Below are 11996 nucleotides of genomic sequence, written 5' to 3'. Positions count from 1 at the left end.
GATGCCAACGCGCTCGTGCTTTGTGCCTTTTTCCATCTGCAAAGGAGCTTTCCATGATGACCACCCTGCAACGCCTGACGATCCCCACCGCGCTGCTCGCCGCCCTGCTGGGCGCGGGCCTCGCCCAGGCCCAGAAGCCGGCACCTGTCGAACCGATGGCGGGCGACAGTTCGATGCCCGTCTCGCGCGAAGCCGTGAAGGCCGAGGCCCGCGCACAGAACCGCAACAACGCCAACAGCGTGGTGCCCAAGGGCGAGGCCAGCACCACCGTGAACCACCAGCCCAACGCGATGCCGTCGCCCACCGGCGAGCGCTCGCGCGCCGAGGTGCGCGCCGAGACGCAGCACGTGAAGCCGCGCTTCGGCCAGCCGGGCGAGCGTCCGGCGGTGCCGACCAACCCGACCGAGAAGACGGGCACGCCGCAGTAACACCGCGCGCCCACGAAAAAGCCCGCGATGCTTTGCGCATCGCGGGCTTTTTTCCTGCCCTGTCCTGGAGGCCGGCTCCCTTCAGCCGGCCGCCTGGTCGTCAGCTCTTGGCCGGGGCTGCACCGTGGTGGCCTTCATGCCCACCGCGATGGAAGCGATGGCCGTGGCCCGCGAACTTCGCGGTCTCGGCATCGAAGGTCTTCTGCTGCTCGGGCGTCAGCGCGGCGTAGAAGGTCTTGGTCGCTTCGGCGCGCTTGGCGAACCGGGCGCTGCGCTCGGCCTGGCGGGCCTGCATGTGCTCCAGGCGCTGCGGCGTGGTCAGCTTGGCGAACTCGGCGCGGTCCATGCGCTGCGGGCGGGCAGCACCGGCCGGCGGCTGGCTGGCCTCGGTGAAGCTGCTCCACGCGCCTTCCTGGGCGCTGGTGAGCTTGAGCTTGTCCTTCAGCGCGGCCAGGCGCTTGGCACGGTGCTCCTTCATGCGCTCCATGCGCTGGGCCGGGTCCATGCGCTTGTGCTGCGCCTTGGGTGCGGCGGTGGCATCGGCGGGGGCCGTGGCGGCCGTGGGTGCAGCGGTCGACGGCGCGGTGGCGGCCGGCGCCTGAGCGAAGGCACCCGAAGAGGCGAGGGCGGCCGAACCCAGCAGGCTGGCCCAGACGATGCGTTGGCGAAGAGAGATCATGAGAGTCGCTTCCTTTCGAAGAAGTCCGCCACCAAAGGGCAGCGGGTGAGACGAAGTGTGGAGCGCCTCTGTAACGCGTCCGTGAGCCGAACGTGAGCGTGCGTAAAGAAGCATGAACCGCAGCGCGGTGCTGCCGCCCGCAGCGTGACTTATTTGGGCCGGGGCGCCTTCAACCCGCGGTCGGGCACCTGCAGCTTGCCGGCGCGCAGCGCCGCCACCGCGAGCACCACGGCGCGCGCGACATTGCGCACCTCTTCCTGCACGTCGGCATCGGCGTCCAGCGCCTCGTGGCTGGTGGCATAGGGCGCGTAGTAGCCGATGTAGCGGTCCAGCCGCGCCTGCGCGCCGGCGTCGACCAGGCCCATCCAGTCGAGCCAGTCCGTGAGGTTGCGGCGCAGGCCCTCGGGGCCGGCCACGTCGCCATGCACCACCACGCCGTAGACGCGGCCTTCCAGGTGCTTGGGGTAGCCCCAGCCTTCGAGCTCCAGTGCCTTGGCCTCGTCGGGCTTCTTGCCGTGCGTGCTGGTGGGGTCGGGGTTGCCGCCGTCGGCGCACACGAGGCGGTCGATCATGAGCTTCAGCGGGCTCGCGGCCTGGTACCAGTGCGTGGGCGTGAGCACGATCACGCCGTGGGCGGCCACCCAGCGTTCGTAGATCTCGTTCATCCAGTCGCCGGTCTGGCGCAGCGCGTGGTTGGGGTAGCAGCTGCAGGGCCAGTGGCACAGCGGCATCGCGGTCGAGACGCAGCCCTTGCACGGGTGGATGTGGCGGCCGTAGTCCGAGGTGAGCCGGCTCAGGTCGAGCACGTCGACCTCGATGCCGCCGCCTTCGAGCACCTCGCGCGCGCACTGCGTGAGGCGCCAGGTCTTGGAGATTTCGCCGGGGCAGGTGCCGTCGTTGCGCGGCGAGCCGTTGACCAGCAGCACGCGCGAGCGCGTCTCGGGCCGGCCCCAGGCGTCCTGCGCCGCGTCGATGCGCGCGCGGGCGTCGAGCCAGTCGACCGACAGCTCGTAGTCGGGGTCGGCATAGCCGGGCCCGGCGCGGCGCGTCACGGGCGCCTTGCGGCCTTCGTCGTAGGCTTGCCAGGCGATGTCTTCCAGACGCCGCAGCGCCTCGGTCTCGGCCCGGAACGCCGGGTCGTGGAAGCTCTGCATGAAGCGGTCGTGGAACTCGGCGCGCTGCAGCATCGGCGGCGCCTGTCCCTTGCGTATCGTGGGAGGCATGACCGCAATCTAGGCCGCGCACCGGCCGGCGCGAACCGAACGTCGCGCCGTCTTTCGGTAGGCGGGCGACTACAGGCTCAGCCGAGCTTGCCGTTCTGGAAGTCGTGCACCGCCTGCTTGATCTGCTCGGGCGTGTTCATCACGAAGGGCCCGTACTGCGCGATGGGCTCGTTCAGCGGCCGGCCCGCGATGAGCAGCGCGCGCGCCGGGCTGTGGTTGCTGGCGCCGGCGCGCAGCACCGTGCCGTCGCTGCCGGGGTCGTTCGCCAGGATGGCCATGCGCCGCGTCGGCACCTCGCTGCCCGCGATCCACAGCGATTCGCGGAACACGTAGACCAGCGCGTTGTGGTCAGGCGGCAGCGGCTGCGCGAACTCGGCGCCGGGCGGCAGCGTGATGTCCAGGTACAGCGGTTGGGTGTGCGCGCGCTGCTCCGCGCCCACGACGCCGTGGCTGGTGCCGGCGATCACGCGCACATGCGCGCCGCTGGCGGTGGTGAACTCGGGGATCTCGCTGCTGCGGATGTCGCGGTACCAGGGCTCGCGCATCTTGTCCTTGGCGGGCAGGTTGAGCCAGAGTTGAAAGCCTTCCATCAGGCCTTCTTCCTGCTCGGGCAGCTCGCTGTGCACGAGGCCGCGGCCGGCCGTCATCCACTGCACGCCGCCGTTCTCGAGCAGGCCTTCGTGGCCCGCGCTGTCGCGGTGGCGCATGCGCCCGGCGATCATGTAGGTGACCGTCTCGAAGCCCCGGTGCGGGTGGTTCGGAAAGCCGCCGATGTAGTCGCCCGGGTTGTCGCTGCCGAAGGCATCGAGCATCAGGTAGGGGTCGAGCCGCTTCTGCAGCGGCTGCTGCAGCACGCGGGTGAGTTTGACGCCGTCGCCGTCACTGGTGGAAACACCGGCCACGATGTGGTCGATGCCGCGCGGGGTGGCGACGGGATCGGTGGGGTGGTGGTGGGCGTGGACGTTCGTCATGCCGCCCATGGTGGCACCAAAGCCCCGACCGCGCCACCGGTGGGGGTGCCCGCCGCCCGGAGCCGTTCAGCTCAGCGCGGCCACTGCTGGCGCTGCCAATAGCAGTACTGCCAGCGCGTCTCGAAGCCCGCGCGGCGGTACAGCGCCAGCGCCGGCTGGTTCTGCGCGTCGACCTGCAGGAACACCCGTTCGACGCCGCGCGCCAGCGCCGCCTGCGCCAGGCCGGCGAGCACGCGCCCGGCCAGGCCGCGCCCGCGCTGCGACTGTTCGGTGCGCATGCCGTGCACGCTGGCCCAGCCGTGGCCGAAGGCCATGGCGCCGGCCGCCACGGTGGCGCCGTTTTCGCGCACGCTGGCAAAGAGCGAGCCCGTGGCGCGCGACAGCGAACGCACGCGGTGCACGCCGTCGACCGGGTCGAAGCCTTCGCCCAGGAACAGCGCGGCCCAGTCCGGATCGGGCGACGCGTCGACGTCGGCCAGCCGCGCGTCCGCCGCGACGAGGTCGCGCATGCGCCGCGCCGAGCCGGTCTGCACGCAGGTCGGGCTGTCGGCCATGTAGTGCCGGCGCGCGAGTTCGGCGCGCAGCGTGTCGAAGCAGGCGGCGTCGGCCAGCCGCAGCGCGGGCGCGACCTGGCGGCTGTCGCAGCGGTCTTCGATGCGGTCGAGCGTGGCGGGCTCGACCGGGTCGCGGTGCAGCGGCACGGCCGAGCGGGCGCGCTTGACGGTGCCGCGGTCGAAGGGCAGCAGCCAGCCGTCGAGTTCCTCGCAGGCCTCGGGCGCCACCGCCGCGACGGTGGCGCGCTCGATGGCTTCGATGTCGTGCGGGGCAATGCTCATTGCACGGCTTCCGGCGGCGCGTACTTCGCCGCAGCCACGCTCTTGAGCAGCGCCTCACGCTGGTTGCGGCTGATGCCGCGCACGCTCTCGGCCACCCACTTGGTGCGGTCGGGATCGATCTGGCCGTCGCGCCGCCATTGCTCCAGCACGGCCTGCGGCTTGTGCAGCATGGCCGCGAGCCAGACCGCCTGCGCCGGTTCGAGCGTGCGCGCGCTGCGCTTGAAGTAGCGTCGCGCCGCAGCCTCGCCGCCGCAGAGGTTGCCGCCCCACGGGGCGTTGTCCAGGTACAGCTGCAGGATGCGGGCCTTGCCCAGCGTCTGCTCCATCTCGACCGCGTACAGCAGCTCGCGCAGCTTGCGCTCGGCCGTGCGGTCGCTGCCGGTGACCAGCAGCTTCGCCAGCTGCTGCGTGAGCGTGCTGCCCCCGCGCCGGGTCTGGCCGGGCTTCTGGTTGTGGTCGATCGAGGCCAGGATTTCGGTCAGGTCGTAGCCGGCGTGGCTGAAGAAGCGCTGGTCTTCCGCCGCGATGACGGCGCGCGCGAGCCAGCTGTCGTTGGCCAGCTTGCCCGACGGGCCGCAGCTGGTGCGCGCGCCCAGCATGGCCTCGGTGCCCAGCCCTTCGACCGTGAACTGGCCGATGGCCGGCTGCACCGCGAAGGTGGCGTCGGGCAGCAGCAGCTGCGCCTGCAGCGCCAGCGTGCCGCCGATGCGGGCACGCTGCAGCTCGGGCAGCGCCGGCACCAGCACGGCATACCAGCGGGCGATGGGCGCGTCCTGCACGCGGACGTCCAGCTGCAGGTTCTTCGGCGCGAGGCGGCCGGTCCAGGTGCCCTGCAGCAGGGCGTTGCTGTCGGCCGCCTGGGGCGTGGCCTCGAAGGTGCCGGCCAGCGTGTTGCCGTCGCGCCGCACGGTGGCCACCAGCCGCTCGACCTTGATGGGCTGCGTGCCGAGCGCAGGCACGTCGGCGCTGCACGGCGCGCAGCGCATCTGCTGCTGGCCGGTTTTCTCGTCCCAGGTGAAATGCACGGTGCCGAAGCGGGTGTCGAGCGCGTGGCCGTTCAGCCGCGGCGCGAACCAGGACGAGGTCGCCAGGCGCACCGCGGTGGGCACGCCAATCTCGAACGAGAGCGGGCCGGCCTTCACCGTGGTGCTCCATTCGCCCGCCGCCGGCGCAAGGGCGATCTTGGCGATCAGGAAGATGGCCACCAGGGCGGTCAGGACGAGGGCCAGCAGCCCGAAAAGCACGAATCGCAGGGTCTTCTTCACAAACACGTTCTCATCACATCGGTCTTGCCACGGTGACAGCTTGCCACGGACCGTGCGACTGGCCGCTGGCCGCCGCCCAGTACCAAGCCGAAGTGTCGGTGAAAGCCGTGCCTTGGGCGTCGACGATGCGCTCGCAGACGCGGAAATTTGCCGTACCGTGCCGTTGCGCCACAAAACAGCGCCACATCCGCGCCTGCGCGTCGCGTTCCAGCCGCGCCTGCTCGATGCGGTAGCCCAGCGCGCGATAGCAGTCGGCGGCCGGATGCAGCATGCGCGTGGGCCGGTTCACGGCGCGCATCACCAGCGTCTGGTGGCCGTCGGTCATGCGGCCGATGGCGCCCGGGAAGCGATCGGCAAAGCGCTGCTCGACCTCGCTCAGCGCCAGCGGGCGCAGCGGCACGCCGTCCCACTGGCTCGGCCATTCGTGGGAACCCACGGCGTCGGCCTCTTCGGCGGGCGCGCGCAGCGCCGCGGCGGCCGACCAGAGCACGCACAGCAGCATCGCCAGCGCGAAGGCGCTCTTGTGGCCCACGCGGTTGATGAAATGGTTGGCGAACCAGCGCTCAACGAACGGTATCGACACGGCGGCCTCCTTCGGCGGTGATCAGGCCCGGCAGCGGGCGGTCGAGTTCGATGCGCGGTGCGACGCGCGCCGGCACCATCAGGCGCGCGATGGCGCCGCACACCACGGCCAGCAGCACCAGCCCCAGCGCGTTGTGCGCCCACGGCGCGAGCGCATGGCCGGCGCCTTCAAAAGCGATCAGCACGCTGTTGCGCACGATGTTGCCGGCCAGCACCAGCAGGCCGACGGCCGGCAGGCGGCGCAGGAAGGCGTGGTCGCCGCGCCGCGCCCACAGCGCGACCGCGCAGGCCGTGAAGTAGCCCAGCCACACCATCTGCACGCCCGAGCAAGGCGCGTCGACGATCACCAGGCGCCCGTCGACCATCAGCGTCGCGCCTTCGCGCGCCACCTCAAAGCCCGGTGCGAGCAGCCAGCGGCTGGCCTCGGCCGTCACCACGCGCAGCGGGTAACCGGCGTAGAACTGCAGCGACGACAGCAGCGGCAGCGCCAGCACCGACAGCCCCGCCACCGGCAGCGCCGCCACGCCGCGCGGCAAAAAGGCCAGCAACCCGGCCGCGAGCGACAGCACCGCCACCAGCCCCGAGGCCAGCGGCGGCAGCGCGGGCAGGCCACCGAGCCCCGTGCGCAGCAGCGTGGCGAGCACGGTGCCCACGCCGGCCAGCGCCAGCCAGCCCAGGCGCGGCGAGGCGCGCAGCTCGCGCCGGCACTGCCAGGCGAGCGCGGCCAGGGCGACCAGCGCCACGAGCCCCAGCGGATCGTCGGAACCGTCCTGCAGGCGGCGCGCCATCCAGACCCAGGTGGGCGCGAGCGCGGCGCACTGCAGCGCGAGCCAGCCGAAGGCCGGCGTGCGGTCGATGCGGATGGCCCAGTCCACGACGCGCGGATGGTGGTGGGCCAGGGTTGCCAGCGACATGGTCGTACGTCCTGTTCAGGCGGTGAAGCGGCGCGGGTCGTTGCGGCGCGCACGGCGGCGCAGCATGGCCAGCATCGACAGCACGACGGCGATCGCGCCCAGCGTTTCAGGCTCCGGCGTGCTCGGCACCTCGGCGCCCAGGGCCAGGTCGCTCACGCCCTGCGGCATCGGCAGCGGCTGGTTCACGTCCACGCTGTTCTGCGGCGCGACGTTGCGCACCACCTTGTCCACCGCGATGAAGCTGGTGTACTGCGTGAGCAGGCTGTACTTCAGGCCCAGCTCGGTGATGCGGTCCTTGAAGGCGGCGCTGCCTTCGAGCGCTTCCTGGTCGCTCAGGCTCTGGATGCGGTGGCGTGCCCACAGCGTGCGCAGCGCGGCGGTGTCCTGGCGCGTCTGCGGCGTGATGCGCACCTCCTCGCGGTAGGGGCCGGTGGCGGCCTGGCCTTCGATGATCACGCGGCCCTTGGGCTGTCCATTCGAATCCGGGCGCCACTTGCCGAACACGATCACCGGGCGCTCGCCCAGCACGTCGGGCAGCGCCTGCGGCTCCACGTCGTACACGTCCAGGCCGCCGAAGGTGGCCTTCACGTTCGTCAGCACGGGCGACTCCACCATGCGGCGAAAGCGCGCGGCCTGCTCGGGTGCCTGCACCGGGTCGGTGATGATGAAGGGCTCGCCCATGCCGGCGCGCGCAATGCCTTCCATGAGGCTGCGGTTCACCGACGAGCCGATGCCGAAGGCGAACACGTTGGCCTTGGAGAGGTTGTTGCGCACCAGCTCGAAGGCTTCGCGCTCGACCGTCACGTAGCCGTCGGTCACCACCACCACGGTGCGCGACACGTTCGCGGCCTTGGGCTCGGCGTACACGCGCTTGAGCGCCGGAATCAGCTCGGTGCTGCCGCTGCCGCTGTAGTTCTTGATGGTGGAGAGCGCCTGTTCGATGTTGGCGCGCGTGGCCGGCACCGACTGCGGCGACAGCATCTTGTTGCTGCCCGAGAACAGCAGCACGTTGAAGGTGTCGCTGGGGCGCAGGCCGCCGATCAGGCGTTCGAGCACGGTCTTGGCGGTGTCCAGCGGAAAGCCGTGCATCGAGCCCGAGATGTCGACCACGAAGATGTAGTCGCGCGGCGAGATGGCGCTGGCGGTCACGGCCTTGGGCGGCTCGACCATGGCGAGGAAGAAGTTTTCTGCGTTCTCTCCCTGGCCCTTGTAGAGCATGAGGCCCGATTCGATCTTCTCGCCCGCCAGGCGGTAGTCGAGCACGAAGTCGCGGTTGTCGGCGGGGCGGCCGTCGGCACCGAGCGTGATGTCGGCGTGCTGGTCTTCGTCGCGTTTCTTCACGTCGATGGCGTGCGTGGCGGAGCGGATTTCCTTCAGGCCCATCGGCGTGTCGATGCTTGCCGTGAGCTTGAAGCTCGTGCTCGGTGCCACGCCGGCGCGCAGCGTGGGCTGCGCCGGCCATGGGGCCTTGGCGTTCTCCGACTGCGGCGAGTTGTAGCGCGGGCCGACCACGGTCGGGAACACGAACTGGTAGTTGCCCGACTGCGGCACCAGCAGCTCGGTGTAGCGCAGCTCCACCTTCACGTCGTCGCCCGGCAGGATGTTGGCGACGTTCATCTGGAACACGTTGGGCAGGTGCTGCTCGAGCAGCGCGGCGGTCTTGCCTTCCTTCTTGGCGACGTCGTATTCGATCTTCGCCTGCTGCTTCTCGCGGATCTGCGCCGTGATCAGGCGGTCGGCCAGGCGCACGTTGAGGCCGCTCACGGCCGCCTTGGTGGAACCGGGGAACACGTACTTCGCCTCGATGGCGCGCTGGCCTTCGTTGCGGTAGGTCTGCGTGACCGTGACGTCGGCGATCACGCCCGAAATCTTGACCGAGACCTCGGTGCCCTTCAGCGGCAGGCGATCGACCGAGGGGTCGTCGCTCTTGACGAAGAAATACGGGCTCTCGGTCTTCAGGCGCGGACCGGCGGGCGCTTCCTGCGCGTGGACCGGGCGGGCGCCCATGGCGATGAAACCCACGGTGGCCAGGCTCACGGTGGCGAGCCAGAGCCAACGGCCGGGGCGTGGGGTGGTGGGGGTGTCCATGGCGGGTGTCCTTCTGCGTGCGAACTTGCACGGCCCTCACTGTCGTGAGCGTGCGAGAAGGCAGTTGGAAGGCGCGTTGAAGTCGCAACCCCCGCAGGCGCCGCTGTGTGAAGTCTGTGTGAAGTGCGCGGCGCGGCGGCTTCATACGGCCTTCGGATCGGGCGGAGAGCATCGGCGCCTCATCACGAAAAAACCCGGAAAAGAGGGGAGAAACCCATGCTTCAACTGTTGAAGGCCCTGCAGGCTTCGGTGCTGGTCAAGGTGGCCGGCCTGTTCTTCCTGCTGCTGGTGCTGTGCATTCCGCTGGCGCGCATCGACGACCTGAACCGCGCCCGCGGCGAGAGCCAGCAGGAGGCCGCGCGCGAGCTCGCCGAGTCTTATGCCGGGCCGCAGGCCATGGTCGGCCCGCTGCTGCTGGTGCCGTACGTGGAGCGCTGGATGGAGCCGCTGCGCGACGCGCAGGGCAAGGTGATCGGGCAGGCCCCGCAGAGCAAGGAGATGGTGCACGCCGTGTTCCCCGACAAGCTGCACATCGAGGGCGACATGGCGCCGCAGGAGCGCTACCGCGGCATCTTCCGCATTCCGTTCTACACGCTCACGGCCGCGCTCGGCGGCGGCTTCGCGGGCTTCGACCCGCAGGCCGTGCCGCACAGCGAAAGCGGCTCGTCGATCGAGTTCCGCCCGCCGTTCGTCGCCTTCCACGTGAGCGACCTGCGCGGCCTCGACGGCTCGCCCGCGCTCACCGTCAACGGCGAGGCGCTGCGCTTTCGCCAGCGCGTGCCCGGCCTGCCCGACAACGCCACGTACGCCGACGGCATCCACGCGCCGCTCACGGGCGCCGCGCTCGCCGCCTGGCAGACGGGCAAGCCGCTGGCCTTCGACATGAAGCTCTCGCTGGTGGGCCAGGACACGCTCTCGATGGTGCCGATCGCCGAAGAAACCACCGCGCACCTGCGTTCGCCGTGGGCGCACCCCAGCTTCGGCGGGCGCTTCCTGGCCACGCAGCGCGAGGTGACGCCGCAGGGCTTCGACGCGCACTGGCGCGTGTCCTCGCTCGTGACCACGGCGCGCGAGCAGGTGCGCGCCGGCCTGTGGGGCGGCGAAGGCGATGCCGCGCAGAACGCCGCGGCGGCCGTCGTGCGCACCGCGCCCTCGGCGTCCATGTCGCGCCATGCCTCGGGCCCGCTGCAGACCTTCGACGTGTCGCTCGCGCAGCCCGTCAACGTGTATTCGATGAGCACGCGGGCCGGCAAGTACGGCGCGCTCTTCATCGGCCTGGTGCTGATGGCGGCCTTCATGTTCGAGCTGTTCCGCAAGCTGCGCCTGCACCCGGTGCAGTACGGGCTGGTGGGCCTGTCGATCGCGCTGTTCTTCTTGCTGCTGCTCGCGCTGTCGGAGAAGTTCGCCTTCTGGATGGCCTACGCGGGCGCGGCCGGTGCCAGCGTGGCGCTGCTGGCCGTGTACTTCAGCGCGGTGCTCGAAGGCTGGCGCCGCGGCCTGTCGTTCGCCGCCTTCGTGGCGCTGCTGTACGGCGCGCTCTACGGCCTGCTGGCCTCGGAAAGCAACTCGCTGCTGCTGGGCGCGCTGCTGATCTTCGGCATGCTGGCCGCGCTGATGCTCGTGACGCGCAAGGTCGACTGGTATGCGCTGTCGCGCCGCAGCGAACCCGCCCCGGCCACCCCGGTGGCCACGGTGGCCACGGTGGACGCATGAGACTGCTGCGCGCCATCCCCGGCGTGCTCGGCTGGCTGCTGCTGGCCGTGCTGTGCGCCTGGGCCTGGCACCTGAAGGACCCGCACCTGCGCTTCCTGCGCGAGGAAGAGCTGCCGCTGCTCCTCGCCGCGCTGTGCGCCGCCGCCGCGATCGCCTGGCGCAGCGCGCGCGGTGCGCGCCGTGTCGTGGCGCTGGCCCTGACGGTGGGCGCGATGTTGACGGCGCTGGGCCACGAACTGGCCTCGCGCCAGCACCGGCTGGAAGTGAATGCGGCCTCGGGCCCGGTGGCGCAGGCACTGGGCGCGCGCTTCATCGTCGGCTACGACGACGCGAACGACCTGCGCGAGCTGGCCCGCCGGGGCCTGATCGGCGGCATCTTCGTCACCGGCCGCAACGTGAAGGGCCGCAGCGCCGACACCCTGCGCGCGGAAATCGCCAGCCTGCAGGCGCTGCGGCTCGCGGCCGGCCTGCCGCCGCTGGTGGTCGCGACCGACCAGGAGGGCGGCGGCGTCTCGCGCCTGTCGCCGATGGTGCCCCGCCAGCCGGCACTCGCCAGCCTGCTGGAGGCCGACGTGCTCGCACACGAACTGTTGCAACGTGCCCGCGCCTACGGCGCGCAGCAGGGCGGGGCGCTCGCCGCGCTGGGCATCACGCTGAACTTCAGCCCGGTGGTCGACCTGCGCCCCGGCCGCGCCCCGGGCCGCTGGGACCTGCACACCCGCATCGAGGAACGCGCCATTTCCAGCGACCCCGACGTCACCGCGCAGGTGGCGCTCGCTTACGAGCAGGGCCTTGAATCGGCTGGCGTGCGCGGCACGCTCAAGCACTTTCCCGGCCTGGCCGGCGTGACCGAGGATACGCACCACATGGGTGCCGAACTGCGCACGCCCGTGGCCCGGCTGGCCGCGCACGACTGGAAGCCGTTTCAAGACGTGTCGAAACATTCGGATGCCGCGATCATGCTGGGCCATGTCATCCTTCGGGAACTCGACGCGGACGCGCCGGTCTCTTTCTCACGCAAAATCGTGCGGCAGGTGATTCGAGGCGAATGGGGCTTTCAGGGCCTGCTCGTCACCGACGACCTCACGATGGGCGGGGCCTACAACCGAGGTCTTTGCAACGCCACGCTGGGCGCACTCGACGCCGGGGTGGACCTGCTGCTCATCGCCTACGACCACGACAAGTATTTCGATGCCATGCACTGCGCGCTGGAAGGCGTGCGGCGCGGCGCGCTCGATCCCCGGGTGACGGAACGCCCGCGCGCGCCACGGCTCCAACCTCTTCGCTAGCCCCCATC

The 11996-nt window shown here is 71.0% G+C and carries 11 protein-coding genes; 3 read left to right on the top strand and 8 right to left on the bottom strand.

From position 1 onward, the window contains the following. Positions 1 to 56 precede the first annotated feature (56 nt). Positions 57 to 428 (top strand): hypothetical protein, encoded by a 372-nt coding sequence (locus tag AC07Y4_RS05420; RefSeq protein ID WP_062480447.1) that lies wholly within the window; start codon positions 57 to 59, stop codon positions 426 to 428. A 100-nt stretch (positions 429 to 528) separates the two neighbouring features. Here AC07Y4_RS05420 and AC07Y4_RS05415 read toward each other — a convergent pair whose 3' ends face one another. The 8 genes from AC07Y4_RS05415 to AC07Y4_RS05380 form a co-directional block, all read right to left on the bottom strand. Then, complete coding sequence (locus tag AC07Y4_RS05415) at positions 529 to 1107, bottom strand: Spy/CpxP family protein refolding chaperone (protein ID WP_095743018.1); 579 nt, start codon at positions 1105 to 1107, stop codon at positions 529 to 531. Between the two features lie 149 nt (positions 1108 to 1256). Beyond that, positions 1257 to 2330 carry a flavodoxin family protein gene (locus AC07Y4_RS05410; RefSeq protein WP_095948407.1) on the bottom strand — a complete coding sequence of 358 codons (1074 nt, stop codon included), beginning with the start codon at positions 2328 to 2330 and terminating at the stop codon, positions 1257 to 1259. A gap of 77 nt (positions 2331 to 2407) precedes the next feature. Further along, complete coding sequence (locus AC07Y4_RS05405) at positions 2408 to 3301, bottom strand: pirin family protein (protein WP_139702965.1); 894 nt, start codon at positions 3299 to 3301, stop codon at positions 2408 to 2410. A 71-nt stretch (positions 3302 to 3372) separates the two neighbouring features. Then, complete coding sequence (locus AC07Y4_RS05400) at positions 3373 to 4137, bottom strand: GNAT family N-acetyltransferase (RefSeq protein WP_487847715.1); 765 nt, start codon at positions 4135 to 4137, stop codon at positions 3373 to 3375. Next, positions 4134 to 5381: a biosynthetic peptidoglycan transglycosylase gene (locus AC07Y4_RS05395; RefSeq protein ID WP_495274296.1), complete on the bottom strand. Its 1248-nt coding sequence runs from the start codon at positions 5379 to 5381 to the stop codon at positions 4134 to 4136. Before AC07Y4_RS05395 ends, AC07Y4_RS05400 begins: the two co-directional genes overlap by 4 nt. A gap of 34 nt (positions 5382 to 5415) precedes the next feature. Then, positions 5416 to 5985, bottom strand: coding sequence for a hypothetical protein (locus AC07Y4_RS05390; RefSeq protein WP_307582464.1), 570 nt, complete (start codon positions 5983 to 5985; stop codon positions 5416 to 5418). Then, positions 5966 to 6898, bottom strand: coding sequence for an exosortase Q (gene xrtQ / locus AC07Y4_RS05385; RefSeq protein ID WP_487847717.1), 933 nt, complete (start codon positions 6896 to 6898; stop codon positions 5966 to 5968). Before xrtQ ends, AC07Y4_RS05390 begins: the two co-directional genes overlap by 20 nt. Positions 6899 to 6913: 15 nt before the next feature. Continuing rightward, the gene (locus tag AC07Y4_RS05380; protein WP_487847718.1) at positions 6914 to 8986 is read right to left on the bottom strand and encodes a VIT and vWA domain-containing protein; all 2073 of its coding nucleotides are present in this window, start codon (positions 8984 to 8986) and stop codon (positions 6914 to 6916) included. 216 nt (positions 8987 to 9202) lie between these two features. On the opposite strand from AC07Y4_RS05380, the gene creD reads away from it, so the two are divergent. Together creD and AC07Y4_RS05370 are read left to right on the top strand one after the other, a co-directional pair. Next, positions 9203 to 10699 (top strand): cell envelope integrity protein CreD, encoded by a 1497-nt coding sequence (creD, locus tag AC07Y4_RS05375; protein ID WP_487847719.1) that lies wholly within the window; start codon positions 9203 to 9205, stop codon positions 10697 to 10699. Continuing rightward, positions 10696 to 11988 carry a glycoside hydrolase family 3 N-terminal domain-containing protein gene (locus tag AC07Y4_RS05370; protein WP_487847720.1) on the top strand — a complete coding sequence of 431 codons (1293 nt, stop codon included), beginning with the start codon at positions 10696 to 10698 and terminating at the stop codon, positions 11986 to 11988. The genes creD and AC07Y4_RS05370 overlap by 4 nt, the downstream gene beginning before the upstream one ends. The last annotated feature ends 8 nt before the right edge of the window (positions 11989 to 11996 follow it).

The sequence above is a fragment of the Variovorax sp. GW460-12-1-14-LB1 genome (assembly GCF_059423605.1).
This window is presented reverse-complemented; position numbering and strand designations above follow the sequence as displayed.

What these genes read in the sequence shown, in the direction of transcription:
- AC07Y4_RS05420 (WP_062480447.1), top strand. Translation starts at nt 57, where the DNA reads ATGACCACCCTGCAACGCCTGACGATCCCCACCGCGCTGCTCGCCGCC.
- AC07Y4_RS05415 (WP_095743018.1), bottom strand. Translation starts at nt 1,107, where the DNA reads ATGATCTCTCTTCGCCAACGCATCGTCTGGGCCAGCCTGCTGGGTTCG.
- AC07Y4_RS05410 (WP_095948407.1), bottom strand. Translation starts at nt 2,330, where the DNA reads ATGCCTCCCACGATACGCAAGGGACAGGCGCCGCCGATGCTGCAGCGC.
- AC07Y4_RS05405 (WP_139702965.1), bottom strand. Translation starts at nt 3,301, where the DNA reads ATGACGAACGTCCACGCCCACCACCACCCCACCGATCCCGTCGCCACC.
- AC07Y4_RS05400 (WP_487847715.1), bottom strand. Translation starts at nt 4,137, where the DNA reads ATGAGCATTGCCCCGCACGACATCGAAGCCATCGAGCGCGCCACCGTC.
- xrtQ (WP_487847717.1), bottom strand. Translation starts at nt 6,898, where the DNA reads ATGTCGCTGGCAACCCTGGCCCACCACCATCCGCGCGTCGTGGACTGG.
- AC07Y4_RS05380 (WP_487847718.1), bottom strand. Translation starts at nt 8,986, where the DNA reads ATGGACACCCCCACCACCCCACGCCCCGGCCGTTGGCTCTGGCTCGCC.
- creD (WP_487847719.1), top strand. Translation starts at nt 9,203, where the DNA reads ATGCTTCAACTGTTGAAGGCCCTGCAGGCTTCGGTGCTGGTCAAGGTG.
- AC07Y4_RS05370 (WP_487847720.1), top strand. Translation starts at nt 10,696, where the DNA reads ATGAGACTGCTGCGCGCCATCCCCGGCGTGCTCGGCTGGCTGCTGCTG.